This is a genomic window from Bradyrhizobium sp. Ses1 (assembly GCF_059512365.1).
On sequence record NZ_JCAMOQ010000014.1, the window covers coordinates 111,142 to 129,686 of the forward strand.

Sequence of the window (18,545 nt, forward strand, 5' to 3'; positions counted from 1 at the left end):
TCGCCGCTAGCCTCCGTCCGGCCGCGCGGCGCTGGCGGCAAGTCGGCTCTTGGCTTCGCGCTCGGCCAGCACGGTGGCCTTGGTGTCGACGGTCGGCACTGCGGACATGCCCGGGCGCAACAGGCCCTTCAGCCTGATATCATCGAGTACGATCTTGACCGGCACGCGCTGCACGATCTTGGTGAAATTGCCGGTGGCGTTGTCCGGCGGCAGCAGCGCGAATTCGAGTCCGCTCGCGGGCGACAGACTGTCGACATGGCCGCGCAGCTTGGTGCCGCGGAAACTGTCGATCTCGACTTCGACCGGCTGGCCGTTGCGCACATTCGTGAGCTGGGTCTCCTTGAAGTTGGCGACGACGTAGACGGCATCGAGCGGCACCACCGCCATCAACTGCGTGCCGGCCTGAACATATTGTCCGACCCTGAGCGAGCGTGCGCCGACGGTGCCGTCGACTGGCGCGGTGATCCGCGTATAGCTGAGGTTCAGCGATGCCTGCCGCTCCACCGCGCGGGCGCGATCGAGCTGCGCGACCGCCTTGGCACGTTCGGTGGTGAGCACATCGACCTTGCGCTGGGCGGCGAGCAGGCCGGACTTGGAGTGCTGCAATTGCGCGTTGTTGGCACGGAGGGCGGCGTCGGTCTGCTGCGCGCGCTGCACCGTGCCGGAGCCGGTCTTCATCAGCCCCTCGTAGCGAGCCTGCTCCTCCTGGGCGAATTTGAGATTGGCTTCGGCGGCCGCGACGTCGGCCGTTTCCTGTTCGATGATGGGCTGCTGCTGGGCAAGCTGGGCATCGAGGTTGCGCACCGCAGCCTCGGAGGCGTCGACGTCGGCATGGGCCTGGGCCAGTGCGGCCCGGAAATCGCGGTCGTCGATTTCGGCCAGCAACTGCCCGGCCTTGACCGGCTGGTTATCGCTGACCAGCACCTGTGCGATATAGCCGGAGACCTTCGGCGAGACGATCGTGGAATCGGCCTTCACATATGCGTCATCGGTCGATTCGAGGTAGCGGCCGGTGGTGAGATAGTCGTAGCCGAAATCGGCAATGCCGACGACGCCGAGCACGGCGACCAGCGCCAATGCCGCCCGCCTGATCACCAGCCGCGACGGGCGCAGGCTTATTTTCTCTGTTGTATCAGTGACATAGGATGTCGTCGACATGGCTACCCCGAATACGTTTAGGCGCGCCTCCCGGGCGGGAGGGCGCCAAATCCGCGACATACATGCGATGTCTCCAGCGCTGTGATAATCCCGCCAAAACTGGAAGGATTATCCAGTGAGAGCAAATAATCGGGAACTCGCGCATGGACCGGTTGACCAGCCTGACGGCCTTTGTCCGGGTGGTGGATAGCGGCGGCTTTTCGGCCGCCGGCCGCCGCCTCAACATGTCCACGACCATGGTCAGCAACCATGTCCAGGCGCTGGAGGACCGCCTCGGCGTCCGCCTGCTCAACCGGACCACGCGCAAGGTGAGTCTCACCGAGGTCGGGCGCACCTATTACGACCGCTGCGTGCAGATCCTCGCCGACATCGAGCAGGCCGACGACATCGCCGGCGCGCTGCATTCGACGCCGCGCGGCACGCTACGCGTCTATACCCATGCCCACACCGTGCCGTATGTCGCGCCCGTCGTCGCCGAGTTCCTCAAGACCTATCCGGAGGTCAGGGTCGATCTCTCGATGGGCGAGCGCACGGTCGACATGATCGACGAGGGCTTTGACGTGGCCGTGCGCATGATCCGGCCGCCGGATTCAAGCCTGATCGTGCGCAGTCTCGCCACCTGGCGCCACGTGCTGTGCTGCTCCCACGACTACATCGAACGGCACGGCGCGGTGCATGAGCTTGCCGAGCTCAGCGAGCGCGATTGCGTGCGGCACGTAAACTATCCGTACCAGGACGAGTGGCGGTTCATCGACCGCACAGGCGCGCCGGCATCAGTGAAGGTATCCGGCCGCTTCACCACGAACAGCGGCGAGGCGCTGCGCATGGCGGCGCTGCAGGGGGCCGGCATCTGCCTCGCAGCGGGCTTCCTGGTTCACGGCGATCTCGAAGCGGGACGGCTGGTCCGCCTGCTGCCGGAATACCGGCCCGTCGAGCTTTCGTTGAACGCAGTCTATCCACATCGCCATCATCTATCGGCGAAGGTGCGGACCTTCATCGACATGCTGGTAAACCACAGCGCCGAGCAGCAGAAGCTGATCGACCCCTATTCGTAGTATTGGGAAGCGTAGGGTGGGCAAAGCGCAGCGTGCCCACCATTCACGGGTGGTGGTGGATGGACGGTGGGCACGCTGCGCTTTGCCCACCCTACAATTCGTCGGCCTTTTCCTATTCGCCCGCCGATAAATCATCGCTTGTAACGAGGTGATGGCGCGGCGAAGCGTAATCCAATAGATTGCATGAGAATAGGGCAGGAGGGAGCGGCATGTTTGCGCTGAAGCGGGTGTCATTGTGCCGAACCATGACGCCGCTTGCCGTGATGCTCGCCTGCTTGCTCGCGCCGTTGCCGGCCGCGGCGTTCGGGCCGCCACCGAATGCGCCGCTGTCGATGGAAAAGCTCTCGCGTCTCGATGACTTCCTCACCGAGCAAAGCGCGACCGGAAAGATTCCCGGCGCGGCGCTGCTGATCCAGCGGCATGGCAAGCCGATCTATTTCAAATGCTTCGGCAAGCGCGACGTCGAAGCGAACATCGATATGACTGCGGATACGATCTTTCCACTGCATTCGGTGACGAAGACGGTCACCAGCGTGGCGGCGATGATCCTGATCGACCGCGGCAAGATCGCGCTCGACGATCCCGTCAGCAAATACATCCCTTCCTTTGCCAACATGAAGGTCGGCGTCGAGCGCAAGGACGAGTCGGGTCGCCCGGTGCTCGATCTGGTGCCGCTGATCCGTCCGGTCACGATCGAGGATCTGTTGCTGCACACGTCGGGCATCACCTACGGCTTCTATGGCGCGGGGCTGGTGAAGGCGGCCTATGACGGCATCTATCTCGGCGACTTCGACAATGCCGAATTCGCGGAGCGGATCGCGAAGCTGCCGCTTGCCGAGCAGCCGCGCACATTATGGGACTACGGCCATTCGATCGATGTACTCGGCCGCGTCATCGAGGTCGCATCGGGACAATCGCTCTATGAGTTCGAGAAGACGGCGCTGTTCGAGCCGCTCGGCATGACCACGACCAAATATTTCCTGACCGACCCGGCGGAGCGCGCCCGCTATGCGCGGCGGCTGCGCAGTGACGAGCGCATCGAGCGCAATCCGCTCGACGTGACGCGCTGGGAGTCCGGTGGCGGCGGCCTGGTATCGACGGTTGCCGACATGGCGCGTTACGGCCAGATGCTGCTCAATGGCGGCACGCTGAATGGCAAGACCATTCTCGGCCCGAAAACTTTCAAGGCGATGATGACTGACCATATCGGGCCGGGATCGGGCGTCGCCCGCAACTATTTCTACTATCCGGGCGACGGCTTCGGCTTCGGCTACGGGTTCGGGATCCGCACCGATGCCGGCAATGCCGTGCCGCCTCCGCCGGGCTCGCCCGGCGAGATCAAGTGGGACGGCGCTTCGGGGGCGTATATCGTCGTCGACCCGTTGCAGGACATGTTCTTCGTGCTGCTCTTGAACGCGCCCTCCGGGCGGTGGCACGTTGAGGTCAATGTCAAGAAGATCGTTTACGACGCATTCGAAAAGTGATCGAACAGAAATCTGATCCGGAACAGCCCGATGCTGCGCAAGACCGATGGAACCGATCAATGCGCAATTGCGACGTCTCGCATCGTTGCGCTCGACCGCGCGCGCACCTTCATCATCCTGTTGGTGCTGATCCATCATTCGGTGGTGAACTACACTCATTTCGGCAGCGGCGACAAAGCGCGCTGGCTCGGCTTCGACCTTGTCGTGTTGTTCAACGACAGCTTCTTCATGGCCTGCATGTTCATGATCTCGGGCCTGTTCGTGCACGACAGCCTGACGCGCCGGGGCGGAGCGAATTTCATCGCGGCCCGCGCCTGGCGCCTCGGCGTTCCCTATCTGGTGTCGATCTTCGTGCTGATGCCGGTGGCCTACTATCCGACCTTCCTGCGCTATCATCTGCCTGGCACGACCGATTTCAACTTCTTCCATTTCTGGTGGCACACGCTCACCATCGGGCCATGGCCGTCGGGACCGGCCTGGTTCCTGTGGGTGCTGCTCGCGCTCAATATTCTGACCGTCATCGTGTGGTCGGTCGGGCCGCGGCTGCTCAAGGGCTTGGGCCAGGTGATCTTCTTGACGCGCAACCTGCCGATGACGGCGTTCGCGGCATTCCTGGTGGTCTCGCTTGTTTCCTACGTGCCGATGCGCCTCATCTTTGGTGATGCGAGTTGGCTCGAGCCGGGCGGTTATCCGCTGCCGATCCAGACCAGCCGCATCTTGCTTTATGCCGCCTATTTCTTCACCGGCGTCGGCATCGGCGTGGTCAGCCTGCGCACGGGCATTTTCGCGGAGAACGGCGAAATGGCAAATCGCTGGTTGCTGTGGCTTGGCTACGCGCTCGCGTTCTACGGCGCGATCCTGCTCCTGGTCTACGCTCACCACAACTGGATCGATTTCAACAATCCGCCGACGTGGTGGGAAGTGGCTTACGCGTTTGCCTTCGCGCTGTTCAGCGCGGCGATGGCGTTCGCGCTGCCGGCAACCTTCCTGCGTTTCGCGAGGGCCAAACTGCCCCTGTTAGATGCCATGCAGCCTTCGGCCTATGGCATCTATCTCCTGCACTACATCTTCATCATCTACCTGCAGTACCTGGTCTACGACCGTGCCTGGCCAGCCGGCCTGAAGGCAGCCATCGTGTTCACCGGCACACTTGCGGCGAGCTGGGCGCTAACAGTGGCGCTGCGCAGGATTCCGCTCGTTGCGCGGATGATCTAGTCTCGTAACCCGGGTGGAGCGGAACCCGGGACACCTGCAGCAGCGTTTACGAGTTCCCCGGGTTACGCTGACGCTCCGCCCGGGCTACGAGGCTGTTTTCTAGAGGTTGTTTTCCCAAGCCCTGAGATGAAGCCCACTCGCGCAACGCAGCAATGCCGAAATGTGCTTGGTTCAGCAACGATCCACTGATTAGAGCGTTTCCAGTCACGAGCCGGTGCAAGATCGCCGGCGAGCCTGGAGATAGAGTCCCGCGATGTGGATCTTGTTGCTACTGCCGTTCGTCGGCCTGTTGTGGGTGCCATTTTATAATTTCCTGGAACCGTCGCTGTTCGGCTTCCCCTTCTTCTATTGGTATCAACTCGCCTGGGTGCCGATCACTTCATTCTTGATCTGGCTGGTCTATCGCAGCCGCAAGCCTGACGAAGCCTGAAGGAAGGTGCACGTCATGGCTGATCAGATCGAATGGATTCCGCTTTCCGTCTTTGTTTTCTTCTTTGCGCTCGTCACCGTCATGGGCTTCATGGCGGCGCGCTGGAAATCCGGCGCCGTCAGCGAGCATCTCGATGAATGGGGCCTGGGTGGCCGCCAATTTGGCACCTGGGTCACCTGGTTCCTCGTCGGCGGCGACTTCTACACCGCCTACACCATCATCGCCGTGCCCGCGCTGGTCTATGCGGTCGGCGCTTACGGCTTCTTTGCGCTGCCTTACACCATCATCGTCTATCCCTTCGTGTTCGCGGTGATGCCTCTACTCTGGAAAGTGGCGCATTCGAAAGGCTACGTCACCGCTGCTGACGTCGTGCACGGCACCCATGACTCGCGGGCGCTCGAATTCGTGGTCGCGCTCACCGGCATCGTCGCGACGATGCCCTATATCGCGCTGCAATTGATCGGTATGGGCGTCGTGATCAAGGCGATGGGGCTGAGCGGCGAACTGCCGCTCGTCGCGGCCTTCGTCATCCTTGCGCTCTATACCTATAGTTCCGGCCTGCGCGCGCCGGCGCTGATCGCCTTCGTCAAGGACATCATGATCTATATCGTTGTGCTGGTGGCGGTCGTGGTGGTGCCGGCGAAGCTCGGCGGTTATGGCGCAGTGTTCGCTGCCGCCAACGATGCCTTCACGGCGAAGGGCGGCGACACCGGCCTGATCCTGAAACCGTCGCAGATGCTGGCCTTTGCGACGCTCGCGCTCGGCTCGGCGCTTGCGGCCTTCATGTATCCGCACACGCTGACCGGCGTCTTTGCTTCCAAATCTGCCGACACGATCCGCAAGAATGCGATCCTGCTGCCGGCCTATACGCTGCTGCTCGGCTTGATCGCGCTGCTCGGCTACATGGCCCATGCCGCGCACATTCAGGTGTCCTCGCCGAACGACGTCGTGCCGATGCTGTTCAAGGCGCTGTTCCCACCCTGGTTTGCGGGCTTCGCCTTCTCGGCGATCGCGATCGGCGCGCTGGTGCCGGCGGCGGTGATGAGCATCGGCGCCGCCAACCTGTTCACGCGCAATATCTGGAAGTCCTACGTCAATCCAGATATCACCCATGCCGGCGAGGCGTCGGTGGCGAAGATCGCTTCGCTGGTGGTGAAGGTCGGCGCATTGGCCTTCATCCTGTTCCTGCCGACGCAATATGCGCTCGACCTGCAACTGCTCGGCGGCCTCTGGATCATGCAGATCCTGCCGGCGCTGGTGTTCAGCCTGTTTACGCGCTGGTTCCGTGCCGAGGGGTTGCTGCTCGGCTGGGCGGCCGGCATCGGCTGGGGATCATGGACGGCGTGGAGCAATGGGTTGAAGCCGCTGGCGACGATCAATTTTGGCGGCGACAGCTACACCTTCTATGTCGGGCTCGGCGCGCTGATTCTCAACATCGCCGTTGCGGCGATCGCCACCGTGATCGTGAGCTGGCTGTCACGGCCGGCTCAACGCGGCGCCCCGGCGCGATCCTGACGCAGCTTCGTTCGGCGCAGCTTGTGCGAGCTGCGCCGACAGGCCCGCGACCTCCGCCTTCACCTTGGCGATCGCCGCGTCCTTCACCGGGCCGTAGCCGCGGATGTCCATCGGCGCTCGGGCAATCGCGAGGATGTCAGGCATGCGCCGGGCATCGAGCCGGCCGAGCAGGGCATCGATCTGTCCCTCATACCAGGCGATAAGGTCGCGCTCCGCGCGGCGCTCGGCGGTGTAGCCGAAGACGTCGAACGGTGTGCCGCGCAGCGTCTTCAGGCGCGCAAGAATCTTCAGCGGCGTCCTGATCCATGGGCCGAAGCTGCGTTTGCGCGGCCGACCGCGCGCGTCCTCCTTCGCCGGCAGGAACGGCGGCGCCAGATGATATCTCACCGAGAAATCGCCATCGAACTGCTGGCGCAGCTCGTCGAGGAAGCCGGTCTCCATGTGAAGCCGCGCCACCTCATATTCGTCCTTGTACGCCATCAGCTTGAACAGAGCGCGCGCGACCGCGTCCGTCAGCGCCTCCGTTCCGAGCGAAGCCTCGGCATCCTGCACCCGCTTCACTGTTTTCCGATATCGCGCAGCATAGGCTACGTCCTGGTAGGCCGTCAGAAAATCGGCGCGGCGCGCGATCACCTGATCGAGCGTTTCCGCTTCGATCGTTCTCGCTCTATCCGCGTCGGGCAGAAAGTCCGGATCGACGCTGGCGATGCGTCCCCAGGCAAAGGCCTGCTTGTTGCGCTCGATGGCGACGCCGTTGAGCTCGATCGCACGGAGCAGCGCGTTCAACGAGACCGGGACGAGGCCCTGCTGCCAGGCGAAGCCAAGCATGATGATGTTGGCAAAGACGGTGTCGCCGAGCAGCCGCTCGGCCAGCGCATTGGCGTCGATCGTGCTGAGATGACCGCTGCCGATCACTTTCTCGATGGCGCGCAGGCGGGTTGATGCGGCAAGGTCCGCATCTCGGAAGCGCACGACGTCGCCGGTCGGCATCTCCGCACTGTTGAGCGCGGCGCGCATGCCATTCCGATAGGTGCCTGATGCCTTGGCGGAGGAGCTGACGACGACATCGCAGCCGATCAGCGCGTCGGCCGCGCCCTGGTCGATGCGGACCTGGTGCAGTTCGTCCGGCTGGGCGGCAATACGGATATAGCTCAAAACCGGTCCGAACTTTTGCGCAAAGCCGGTGAAATCGAGCACCGAGACGCCGCGGCGCTCCAGATGCGCGGCCATGCTGATCAGCGCGCCGACCGTGATGACGCCGGTGCCGCCGACGCCAGTCACCAGGAGATCATAGGGACGGTCGATCGGCGCAAGCACCGGCAGCGGCAGCATGGCCGCGCGCGCCTGCGGATCGATGCTGCTTGCCGGCTTCGCGCGGCGCCTGGCGCCCTCGATAGTGACAAAGCTCGGGCAGAAGCCGTTGAGGCAGGAGAAGTCCTTGTTGCAGGTCGAGAGATTGATGCGGCGCTTGCGGCCGAACGGCGTCTCCTTCGGCTCGACGCTGAGGCAGTTCGATTCCACCGAACAGTCGCCGCAGCCTTCGCAGACCAGGTCGTTGATATAGGCAAAGCGCGGCGGCTCTTCGATCTGGCCGCGCTTGCGGCGGCGGCGTTTTTCGGTGGCGCAGGTCTGCTGGTAGATCAGCACGGAGACGCCGGGAATGTCGCGCAGCTCGCGCTGCACGCCATCCATCTCCTCGCGCGGATGGATGGTGACGCCGATGGGGAAGTCGGCGGGCGCGAACCGCGAGGGCTCGTCCGAGACCAGTGCGATCCGCGCCACGCCTTCGGCGCGGACGCTGTGTGCGATAGCATGCACGCTCACAGGCCCGTCGACCGGTTGGCCGCCGGTCATGGCCACGGCGTCGTTGAACAGGATCTTGTAGGTGATGTTGGCGCCGGCTGCGATGGCCTGGCGGATCGCCATCGATCCGGAGTGATAATAGGTGCCTTCGCCGAGATTCTGGAAGATGTGCTTGTGGTTAGTGAACCGCGACGATGCCGCCCAGTTGACGCCTTCGCCGCCCATCTGGATCAAGGACGAGGTCTCGCGGTCCATCCAGCTCGCCATGAAATGACAGCCGATGCCGGCGAGCGCCTTCGATCCCTCCGGCACTTTGGTCGAGGTGTTGTGCGGGCAGCCGGAGCAGAAATACGGTGTGCGGGTCGCGCCCGCGATCGTGATCACGCGCTGTGCGTCAGGGGTGAGTGCGGCGGCGCGCTTCGCAAGATCGAGGCCGGGGAAGATCGGGTCGAGGCGCCGCGCCAGCACCTCGGCGAGCGCGCGCGGCGACAATTCGCCGATCCATGAGATCAGCCGTGCGCCGGTCTCGTCATGCTTGCCGACCATCCGCTCCGGCTTCGAGCCCGGATAGTCGTAGAAATATTCCTTGAACTGGCTCTCGATGATGCCGCGCTTTTCCTCCACCACCAGGATCTCGCGCTTGCCCTTCACGAACTCCATCGCGTCGTGCAGCGCGAGCGGCCAGACCATGCCGACCTTATAGATGTCGATGCCAAGGCGGCGGCAGGCAGCCTCATCGAGGCCAATCAGCCGCAGCGCTTCCATCAGGTCCAGATGCGCCTTGCCGGTCGTGACGATGCCATAGGTCGCGTGCGGGATGTCGTAGATGTGGCGGTCGATCGGGTTGGCTTTTGCAAAGGCGTAGACCGCGTGCTTCTTCGCTTCCAATCGCTCCTCGATCTGCGGTCCGGGAAGATCGGGCCAGCGATAGTGCAAGCCGCCGGGCGGCGGCGTGAAATCGGGGACGTGAAAAACGCGTGGCGGGCGCAGCGCGACGGAGGCGCCGGATTCGACGATCTCCGAGATCGCCTTGAAGCCGACCCACATGCCGGAGAAGCGGCTGAGCGCGTAGCCGTATTCGCCGAATTCGAGATATTCGGCGACGCTGGCCGGATGCAGCGTCGGCATGAACCAGCTCATGAAGGCGACGTCGGACTGGTGCGGCATCGAGGAGGAAACGCAGCCATGATCGTCGCCCGCGACAACAAGCACGCCGCCATGCGGTGACGAGCCATAGGCGTTGCCATGCTTGAGCGCATCGCCGGAACGGTCGACGCCAGGGCCCTTGCCATACCAGAGGCCGAACACGCCCTGCACGGTGCGATCGGGTTGGGTCTCGACTTGCTGCGAGCCGAGCACTGCGGTTGCCGCGAGGTCCTCGTTGACCGCGGGCAGGAATTCGATGCGCTCCGCCTTGAGGCGATTGGCGATGCGCCAGAGTTCGAGATCGACGCCGCCGAGGGGCGAGCCACGATAGCCGGAGATGAAGCCGGCGGTGTTCAGCCCCGCCGCGCGATCGCGTCTGGCCCGGTCGAGCACGATACGGACGATGGCCTGCGTGCCCGTGAGGAAGACGCGGCCGTCATCGCGTTCATAGCGGTCGGAAAGCTGGTAGGTGTCGAGGGAGGGAATGGCATCCATGGCCGGCCTCGGATCGGATTCGAGTCGGCTGACGGTAATCCCGTCCGTTCGGCAAGTGTTACCAATTCATCCCCGCGATACGCCGTCAATCGGTAGGCTTTTGTAAGAAGTCATGGTTCTTGGTAGAATCTACCAAACGGAGATGCCCTCATGGCCGAAGAGCAGGACGAACGCATCCTCACTGAACTGCAGAAGAACGGACGCGCGACCAACCAGGAACTTGCCGAGGCGGTCGGCATGTCGACCTCAGCCTGCTGGCGGCGCGTGCGCGGGCTGGAGGAATCCGGGGTGATATCGGGCTATTCGGCGCTGGTGGAACGTGAGCGTGCCGGCTTTGCAACGTCGGCGATCCTTCATGTTTCGCTGGAGCGGCATGATGCGAAATTCGTCGACGAGTTCGTGGCGCGGGTGAAACGGCGCAGCGAAGTCCTGGAATGTTTCGCGACCACGGGAGACGCCGACTATCACCTGCGCGTCGTGGTGCGCGACATGCACGCTTATAATCAGTTCCTGGACGAATTCATGTTCCGCGTGCCCGGCATCCGCTACGTCCGCACCAACATGATCCTGAAGGAGATCAAGACCGGCGTCGCCCTGCCGTTCGATACCAGGCGGCCGCGGAAGGATTGAGACGTAGGGTGGGCAAAGCGAAGCGTGCCCACCTTCGAGCACTCCGCTCGTGATGGTGGGCACGCTTCGCTTTGCCCACCCTACAAACCTTATCGCTACTCCCTCACGAACCGGTTACGCAGGGTGCCGATGCCGGTGATGTCGATCTCGACGACGTCACCCGCTTTCAGGTCCGGCGAGGCGCCGTCGGTGCCCATCCAGATCACGTCGCCGGGCCAAAGCGTGAAATACTTCGTCAGTTCGACGATGAAGGGGACGATGCCGAAAATCATATCGTTGGTGCGAAAGCGGTTGGTCTCCTTGCCGTTGACCCGCACCACCGTCTCCATCTTGTCGAGATCGACATCGGTCTCGATCCATGGACCCATCGGCTTGAAGGTATCGGCGTTCTTGGAGCGCCAGAGGCCGCGGTCGGCCTTCTGCCAACTGCGCTCGCTGACGTCATTGCCGATGGTGTAGCCGAACACGCAGGACATCGCGTTCGCCGCATCGAGGTGTTTTGCCTTCTTGCCGATGACGACCACGAGCTCACCTTCGTAGTGAATCTTTTCCGTTGCGGTCGCCGGGATCACCACGTCCTCATCGTGGGCGATCAGGGCGTTCTGGGCGCGGTAGCCGATTTCGGGCCGGTCGGGCACGGCGGGGATTTCGCCGCGCTTATCGGCGGCCTCCTTCAGGTGCTTCAGATAATTGAGCCCGACGCAATAGAAGGTGCGCGGGACCAGCGGCAGCTCGATCTTTACGTCTCGGAGCGCATGCGTCTCCGCGGTACGCCGCCATTCGCCGAAGGGATCGCCGTCCACTGAGACGACCTTTTCACCCTCGACGAGACCCCAGGAGGTCTTCTCTTGGGCGGTGAATTTAAGCCAGCGCATCGATCTGCTCTCTCATTCCGCCGCAACCTGCGGCGAGATTTTCCAGGCTCCGGCCGCGGGACGGGGCAGGCCGAGATTCTCGCGCAGCGTCTTGCCGGTATAGTCACGGTGGAATAGCCCGCGGCGTTGCAATTCCGGCACGACGTGGCGAACGAAATCAGCGTAGGAACCGGGCACATAGCTCGCCGCAATGACAAATCCATCGCAGCCGCGCCCGACGAACATCTCCTCCAGCCGATCGGCGATGTCCTTCGGGCCGCCGACGATCGCATCCTTCACCAGGCCGCGGCCGGAGAAGGTGATGAAGTCGCGCGTGGTTGGATTGGTCTTGCCGGAGGTTTTCAGCACGCCGTCGCGGATGCCGAGCATGCCCTGCATGCCCTGCAGTTCCTCCGTCGTCAGCGGCTCGTCGATGCCCTTGGCGCCGAAGTCGAAGTTCAGTCCCTCGGCGAGCAGGGACAGCGCGTCGATCTCCAGCGGCAGCTTCTGGATCAGCGCCATTCGGTCTTCCGCCTCGGCCTTGGTCGCGCCGCACACCGGCGTGATCAGATTGCAGAGGAACATCTGGTCGGGATCGCGACCGGCCTTTGCCGCCTCATTGCGGATCGCCTCATAGCCTTGCCTTGCGCTGGCAAGATTGCGCGCGGCGGTGAAGATCACCTCGCCCCATCGCCCGGCAAAACGCTGGCCGCGGCCGGAAGCGCCGGCCTGGATAATGACGGGATGACCCTGCGGCGAACGCGGCACAGTGAAGGGTCCGCGCGACTTGAAGAACTTTCCGTCGTGATCGAGCCGCTTCACCTTGGTCGGATCGGCGAAACGGCCGCTCTTCTTGTCGACGATGAGTGCGCCGTCCTCCCAGGAATCCCAATGGCCGAGCACGACCTCCATGAATTCGTCGGCGCGGTCGTAGCGCAAATCGTGTTCGAGATGGTGCTCGCGGCCCATGTTGAGGGCTTCGCCGTCATTGACCGAAGTCACCACATTCCAGCCGGCACGGCCGCCGGTCATGAGGTCGAGGGTGGCGAAGCGGCGCGCGACGTCGAACGGCTCGTAGTAAGTGGTCGAACAGGTCGAGGCGAGGCCGAGCTTCTCGGTGACCATGCCCATCGTGGTCAGCACGATGACCGGGTCCATCTTCACGCAACGGATGCCGTATTCGACGGTGTGGGCGTGATCGTTGCCATAGCGGTCCGGCATCGCCAGGCGGTCGTCGAAGAACGCCATGTGGAATTTGCCAGCCTCGAGGATCCGCGCGATCTCCTGGTAGTAATCCGCCGACATCGAATCGTCGCGCGATTGCGGATGGCGCCAGGAGCCCGGCAGATTGGTGCAGTTCTGCGCCTGCAGGAAACCGACCAGTGCCATTTGCCGTGTCATGCCGCTGTCCCCCCTCACGCCAGATCGAGTTGTTTTGTCAGCCCGTACTCGCCGGCGAGCGCGCGCAGCTTGTCCCAGGTCGCTTCCTCGATCTCGATGCCGTTCTTCCGCCGCTCCTGTTCGCGCAGAAATTCGACCTCGCCGGGATAGAACACGCCCGGACTTCCGTCCGAGGGCGGCGTCGATTTCAGGTAGCGGGCGAACTCGGCCACCTCGCGCTTGAAATCCTGCAACGGACGGAAGGCGGCGACATTGAACACCGCCATGAAGCATCCGTCATTGTGGCGTCCGGTCGGCTCGACGCCGAATCCAAGCCCGGTGAGCAGGCCGCACAGGACTTCCACCATGGCCGCCAAGCCAGAGCCCTTATAGCCCTCGCTGCCACCAAGCGGCAGCAGCGCGCCGCCCTTGCGATAGTCCGTCGGGTCGGTGGTGTGGCGGCCTTCGGCGTCGATGATCCATCCGGTCGGAATCCGCTCGCCGCGTGCGACCGCGAGCTGGATCTTGCCCGCGGCGACCGCCGAGGTTGCCATGTCCAGATAGAACGGCGCCTCGAGCTCGGACGGCACCGCGATCGAGATCGGGTTGGTGCCGAGCCGCGCCTCGCGGCCGCCGAATGGCGCGACGTGTTTTGGCGAGCGGCCGGAATCGGCGGTGGCGATGCCGATCATGCCTTCGCGCATCGCCATCATGGGATAGTGCGCAAGCCGCCCGACATGGCTCTGTCGGAACACAGTGCAGGCGGCGACATTGGCGGTCTTCGCCTTGGCAATCGTCAATTCCATCGCCTTGGCATTGACGTGGAAGCCGAAGCCCCAATGGCCGTCGATCACGGTCGTGGTCGGCGATTCCTGGACGATGGTCCATTTCGCGCCGGGCACGATATGGCCGGCCTTGATGCGGTCGATATAGGTCGGGACCGCGATGATCCCGTGCGAGTCATGTCCGGCGAGATTGGCGTTGACGCAGCCGATCGCGACCGCCTGGGCTTCCTCCTCCAAGGCGCCGGCGCCGAGCAGCAGCGCCGCACCGATGCGGGTGAGACGATCGGCGTGGACGATCGGCATGGGGTTTCCTCGTATCGACGCCCGCGTCACGCGGCGGATCTTGCCTGTTTGTGGTTCGAGAATGGTCTCAAAGCCGTGGCCGGCGAGCAAGGCCAGAATGTCCGGTCCGCCATGACGCCGGCGCGGCTTTTCAGGGCGGCGGGTCTCATGGCAGGGAACCAGTGCCTCGCAGGCATTGCACCGCACTCGCGGGCGGAGGAAATCGTCAACAAACCGGCAATTTTGCGGGGGTTCTATCCGACTTTGTTCGTCACACATTTACTTTGACTCGCAACTTATAGCTGTTCCTAACGTCCACTTAGGTCTCTGCTCCGCATAAAATCCCGCGGGGCCGGCCGAGACCGGCCGCAGGGAGTTGATCGCTTGGAGCAGACCATCAGGGGTACCTTCGCGGCGTTGAACGCCAGCAACGAAGCGATCCTGTACGCCAAATCGCCGGAGGAGCTGTACGCCAAGGTCTGCGAGGCCGCGTTTTCAAGCGGTGACTTCCTGGCGACGGCGATCTTCCTGCTGGATGCCGAGACCAGCCTGCTGCGCTTTGCGGTCGGGTTCGGCGACGATGTCGTGCGGCTGCGCGGCATCAACATCTCGATCATTGCGAATACGCCTGAGGGCGAGGGGGTGTGCGGACAGGCGTTTCGGGACCAGCAGGCCTGCGTCAGCAATGACTATCTGAATGACCCGCGCTCGCTCGCCTGGCGTGCGGGCGCTCGCGATAGCGAGGTCACCGCGGCGGCGGCAATGCCGTTGATCTGCAATGGCCGCAGCGTCGGCGTTTTCCTCGTCACCCGGCGCGAGGTCGGCTCGCTCGACAACGAGCTCGTGTCGCTGCTGGCGCGCATGGCTGCGAATGTTTCGTTTGCGCTGGATAATTTCGAACATGAGCGCATGCGCAAGAGCAGCGAGCGGGCGATGCGCCGCCTGAACCAGATGTTCGGCGCCATCAGCGCGACCAACGAAGCGATCCTTCGCGCCAAGACCGAGCACGACCTCTATCAGCGTGTCTGCGACGCCGCCGTTCATAGCGGGAAATCGGTCGCCGCCGTGGTCCTGCTCGCCGAGCCTGACAACCATTGGCTCGAGCCGGTCGCTGGCACCGGCGACGCGATCGACCTGATCACGCAAACGCGCTTCTCGATCGATCCGGACAATATCTACGGCAAGGGCGTCTGCGGGCAGGCGTTCCGGACGCAGCGGCCGTGCATCAACAACGATATCCCGAAATCGGACGGTCCGTGGCGACAGGTGGGACACGAGGCTGGCGTCATGGCCTGCATCGCGGTCCCCGTGACCAAGTTCGGCAAGAGCATCGGCGTCTTGTTGTTCTTCGTCGGCAGGTCGTTGGCGACGGACGAAGAGATCATCGCCCTGATGGCGCGGATCGCCGAGAACGTATCGGTGGCGCTCGAAAATTTCGAACGCGCCAACGAAAAGGCCAGGGCCGACCGGCAGAAGGACCGGTTGTCGCGAATGTTCGCGGCGTTGAGCGCGACCAACGAAGCGATCATGCGGGCGAAGTCACGGGAGGAGATGTTCAAGCTGGTGTGCCAGGCGGCCGGCAAGGGCGCCAGGTTCAACTCGACCAGCATCTTCCTGGTCGCGCCCGGCAGCGACTATCTCGAGATGGCGGCGACCGCAGGACCGACGTCCGAGAACGCCCGCAATCTCAAGGTATCGATCGACGAGGCCGTTCCGGAGGGACGCGGGCTTTGCGGGACGGCATTCCGTTCCAGGAGGGCCAGCATCAACAACAACTTCCTGAAGGACATTGCGGACAGTGCGTTCCGGGACATCATCGAACGCGAGGGGGCGCGATCGGGCGCGGCGTTCCCGTTGTTCGTCGACGGTGAGCCGGTCGGCGTGATGCTCTTCATCGCGTCCGAGCACGACACCTTTACCGCCGAGTTCGCCGAACTGCTGCAGCGGCTGGCCGACAACGTGTCGTTCGCGCTCGGCAGCTTTGAGCGCGCGGACGAGAAGGCGAGGACCGAGGAGCAGAAGGAGCGGCTGACGCGGATGTTCGGGGCGCTCAGCGCCACCAATGAAGCGATCATGCGGGCGAAGTCGCGGACCGAGCTGTTCCACTTGGTCTGCGAGGCCGCCGTCGTCGGCGGCAATTTCACCTCCACCGCGATCGCGCTGGAGCGGCCAGGCGACGATTACCTGGAAAACGTCGCTTCGGCCGGTCCGGACGGCGAGCGCGCGTTCAACGTGCGCCTGTCCATCAATGCATCGCATCCGGAAGGGCGGAGCCTCACCGGCATCGCATTCCGCACCCGGAAACCCTGCATCAGCAACGACTATCTCGGCGACTTCGGCGATTCGAGCCCATTCTATCAGGTCCTGCGCGACGCTGGCACCCGCTCTGGCGCCGCATTTCCGTTATTGAAGAACGGCAAGCCGATCGGCGCCATCATCTTCCTCTCCTGCGAGATCGGCGCCTTCAGCCCCGAGTTGATCGGGCTGTTGCGACGTCTCGCCGAAAACGTCTCGTTCGCGCTGGAAAATTTCGACCGCGCCGACGAGAAGGCAAGGGCCGACGAGCGGATCGAATATCTCGCCTCGCATGACGGCCTGACGCGCTTGCCCAACCGGGAAACCTTCAACGAATTGCTTCGTCACGCGATCGAGGTGGCCGGCCGCCACCAGCGTCAGTTCGCGCTGCTGTTCATCGATCTCGACCGTTTCAAGGTCATCAACGATTCGCTTGGCCACGACGCCGGCGACCTGCTGCTCGTCAAGATCGCCGACCGGTTGCGCGGGACCTTGCGTTCGAGCGACGTCATCGCCCGGCTCGGCGGCGATGAATTCGTCGTCATCCTGGAAGAGACCGACCGTGCCGACGTCGAAACGATCGCCGAGAGCCTGTTGTCGGCGCTCAGCCAGCCGCTGCAACTGAGCGGCCACGAATGCCAGACCACGGCCTCGATCGGCGTTGCGATGTATCCTGCTGATGGCTTAGATGCCAAGACGCTGACCAAGAACGCCGACATGGCGATGTATCTCGCCAAGGAGGACGGCAAGAACGGCTTCCGCTTCTACTCCAGGGAAATCAAGGCGCAGTCGATTGAGCGGCTGACGCTCGAGAATGCCCTGCGCCGCGCGCTGGAGCGCGATCAGTTCTCGCTCTTCTACCAGCCGAAGATCGACATCGCGAGCGGCCAGATCACTGGCGTCGAAGCGCTCTTGCGCTGGACCCATCCCGATCTCGGGCAGGTCGCGCCGGCCCAGTTCATTCCGCTCGCGGAGGAGATCGGGCTGATCGTGCCGATCGGGCGCTGGGTGCTGAAGGAGGCCTGCGCGCAGAACATGGCCTGGCAGCGCCGCGGCTTGCGGCCGGTGACGATGGCGGTCAACCTCTCGCCGCGGCAGTTCGGCGACGAGAATCTCCTGCACGACATCGATGGCGCGCTGCTTTCAAGCGGCATGTCGCCGGCGTTGCTGCAGCTCGAGGTCACCGAAAGCATGGTGATGCGCAACGTGCACCGGGCGATCCGGGTGCTGGATGCGATCCAGAGCCGCGGCATTCGCCTCGCGATCGACGATTTCGGCACCGGCTATTCGTCGATGTCGCTGATGAAGCAGTTTCCGATCGACACCATCAAGATCGACCGCTCCTTCGTGCGCGACCTCGCCCGCGACAGCGAGGACCAGGCGATCGCGCAGGCCATCATCAGCATGGGCAAGGCGCTCGGCATGACCGTGATCGCCGAGGGCGTGGAGACGGCCGAGCAGGAGCGCTTCCTGCGCGACCATGGCTGCGACGAGATGCAGGGCTTTCGGCTCAGCAAGCCGCTGCCGCCGCGCGAGCTCGCCGAGTTGTTGCGCTCGGCGCCGGCGCTTATCTCTCCGCCACTGCAGCCGGAGGAAGATGCCGCGGACGATCAGGCAGCGTCGGATTTAGGGCGGGAACGCGCTGTCATCTGACGGCTGCACATGCAGCTCGCGTACATCCGAATCGGTCGACTTCACCTTGCGCGAGAAATCATAAGGCCACGGCAGATAAGTCTGGCCGGCGAGCGATTTGAGCAGGATGGCGGCGCCTGCTGCATAAGTCGCGCCCTTGGCAAGGCGCAATCGGACACTCCAGTCGGTCGGCAATTCGACCACGGATTCGCGCAGTTCGAATGCCGGGCCCCACCACCACGCCGGCGCCGGCGGCCGTTCACTTTCCGGAATGGCGCGCCAGCGTCCGTATTCGTCGACGATGCGCTCGAATTGCAGTTTCGCGGCTGGATGCATCGGGGGCTCTCTCTGTTCTGCCCCCGATGATATCCGCCTCCGCGACCGGC

At 63.7% G+C, this 18,545-nt stretch carries 13 protein-coding genes; 7 read left to right on the forward strand and 6 right to left on the reverse strand.

The window, feature by feature from the left end:
- Nucleotides 1-6 precede the first annotated feature (6 nt).
- Entirely contained in the window at nucleotides 7-1,158 is a 1,152-nt protein-coding gene (locus tag AC5ZG5_RS18590) for an HlyD family secretion protein (protein ID WP_456643228.1), read from the reverse strand.
- 143 nt (nucleotides 1,159-1,301) lie between these two features.
- On the opposite strand from AC5ZG5_RS18590, the gene AC5ZG5_RS18595 reads away from it, so the two are divergent.
- The 5 genes from AC5ZG5_RS18595 to mctP all read left to right on the forward strand — a co-directional run bounded on the left by AC5ZG5_RS18595 (nucleotide 1,302) and on the right by mctP (nucleotide 6,857).
- Nucleotides 1,302-2,213 carry a LysR family transcriptional regulator gene (locus tag AC5ZG5_RS18595; protein ID WP_456643227.1) on the forward strand — a complete coding sequence of 304 codons (912 nt, stop codon included), beginning with the start codon at nucleotides 1,302-1,304 and terminating at the stop codon, nucleotides 2,211-2,213.
- Nucleotides 2,214-2,422: 209 nt separating this feature from the next.
- Nucleotides 2,423-3,697, forward strand: coding sequence for a serine hydrolase domain-containing protein (locus AC5ZG5_RS18600; RefSeq protein WP_456643226.1), 1,275 nt, complete (start codon nucleotides 2,423-2,425; stop codon nucleotides 3,695-3,697).
- Nucleotides 3,698-3,727: 30 nt separating this feature from the next.
- A complete protein-coding gene (locus AC5ZG5_RS18605; RefSeq protein WP_456643225.1) occupies nucleotides 3,728-4,912 on the forward strand; it encodes an acyltransferase family protein in 1,185 nt (394 codons plus the stop codon).
- A 253-nt stretch (nucleotides 4,913-5,165) separates the two neighbouring features.
- Complete coding sequence (locus AC5ZG5_RS18610) at nucleotides 5,166-5,342, forward strand: DUF3311 domain-containing protein (RefSeq protein ID WP_028169316.1); 177 nt, start codon at nucleotides 5,166-5,168, stop codon at nucleotides 5,340-5,342.
- 15 nt (nucleotides 5,343-5,357) lie between these two features.
- Nucleotides 5,358-6,857 (forward strand): monocarboxylate uptake permease MctP, encoded by a 1,500-nt coding sequence (gene mctP, locus AC5ZG5_RS18615; protein WP_456643224.1) that lies wholly within the window; start codon nucleotides 5,358-5,360, stop codon nucleotides 6,855-6,857.
- On the opposite strand, the gene AC5ZG5_RS18620 is transcribed toward mctP, so the two are convergent.
- A complete protein-coding gene (locus AC5ZG5_RS18620) occupies nucleotides 6,819-10,301 on the reverse strand; it encodes an indolepyruvate ferredoxin oxidoreductase family protein (RefSeq protein WP_456643223.1) in 3,483 nt (1,160 codons plus the stop codon). The two genes, mctP and AC5ZG5_RS18620, sit on opposite strands and share 39 nt — an antisense overlap.
- A gap of 150 nt (nucleotides 10,302-10,451) precedes the next feature.
- On the opposite strand from AC5ZG5_RS18620, the gene AC5ZG5_RS18625 reads away from it, so the two are divergent.
- Nucleotides 10,452-10,931: an Lrp/AsnC family transcriptional regulator gene (locus AC5ZG5_RS18625; RefSeq protein WP_456643222.1), complete on the forward strand. Its 480-nt coding sequence runs from the start codon at nucleotides 10,452-10,454 to the stop codon at nucleotides 10,929-10,931.
- Between the two features lie 95 nt (nucleotides 10,932-11,026).
- Here AC5ZG5_RS18625 and AC5ZG5_RS18630 read toward each other — a convergent pair whose 3' ends face one another.
- The 3 genes from AC5ZG5_RS18630 to AC5ZG5_RS18640 are packed head-to-tail and all read right to left on the reverse strand — an operon-like array spanning nucleotide 11,027 to nucleotide 14,253.
- On the reverse strand, nucleotides 11,027-11,806 hold the full coding sequence (locus AC5ZG5_RS18630) for a fumarylacetoacetate hydrolase family protein (RefSeq protein WP_456643221.1): 780 nt from the start codon (nucleotides 11,804-11,806) through the stop codon (nucleotides 11,027-11,029).
- A 12-nt stretch (nucleotides 11,807-11,818) separates the two neighbouring features.
- Entirely contained in the window at nucleotides 11,819-13,186 is a 1,368-nt protein-coding gene (locus AC5ZG5_RS18635) for an LLM class flavin-dependent oxidoreductase (protein ID WP_456643220.1), read from the reverse strand.
- Nucleotides 13,187-13,200: 14 nt separating this feature from the next.
- Nucleotides 13,201-14,253, reverse strand: a complete 1,053-nt coding sequence (locus AC5ZG5_RS18640; protein WP_456643219.1) for an Ldh family oxidoreductase — start codon at nucleotides 14,251-14,253, stop codon at nucleotides 13,201-13,203.
- A gap of 363 nt (nucleotides 14,254-14,616) precedes the next feature.
- Between AC5ZG5_RS18640 and AC5ZG5_RS18645 the strand changes: the two genes are divergently transcribed.
- Nucleotides 14,617-18,180, forward strand: a complete 3,564-nt coding sequence (locus AC5ZG5_RS18645; RefSeq protein ID WP_456643218.1) for a bifunctional diguanylate cyclase/phosphodiesterase — start codon at nucleotides 14,617-14,619, stop codon at nucleotides 18,178-18,180.
- On the opposite strand, the gene AC5ZG5_RS18650 is transcribed toward AC5ZG5_RS18645, so the two are convergent.
- Nucleotides 18,154-18,495 carry a hypothetical protein gene (locus AC5ZG5_RS18650; protein ID WP_028168724.1) on the reverse strand — a complete coding sequence of 114 codons (342 nt, stop codon included), beginning with the start codon at nucleotides 18,493-18,495 and terminating at the stop codon, nucleotides 18,154-18,156. The genes AC5ZG5_RS18645 and AC5ZG5_RS18650 overlap by 27 nt on opposite strands.
- Between the last annotated feature and the right edge of the window lie 50 nt (nucleotides 18,496-18,545).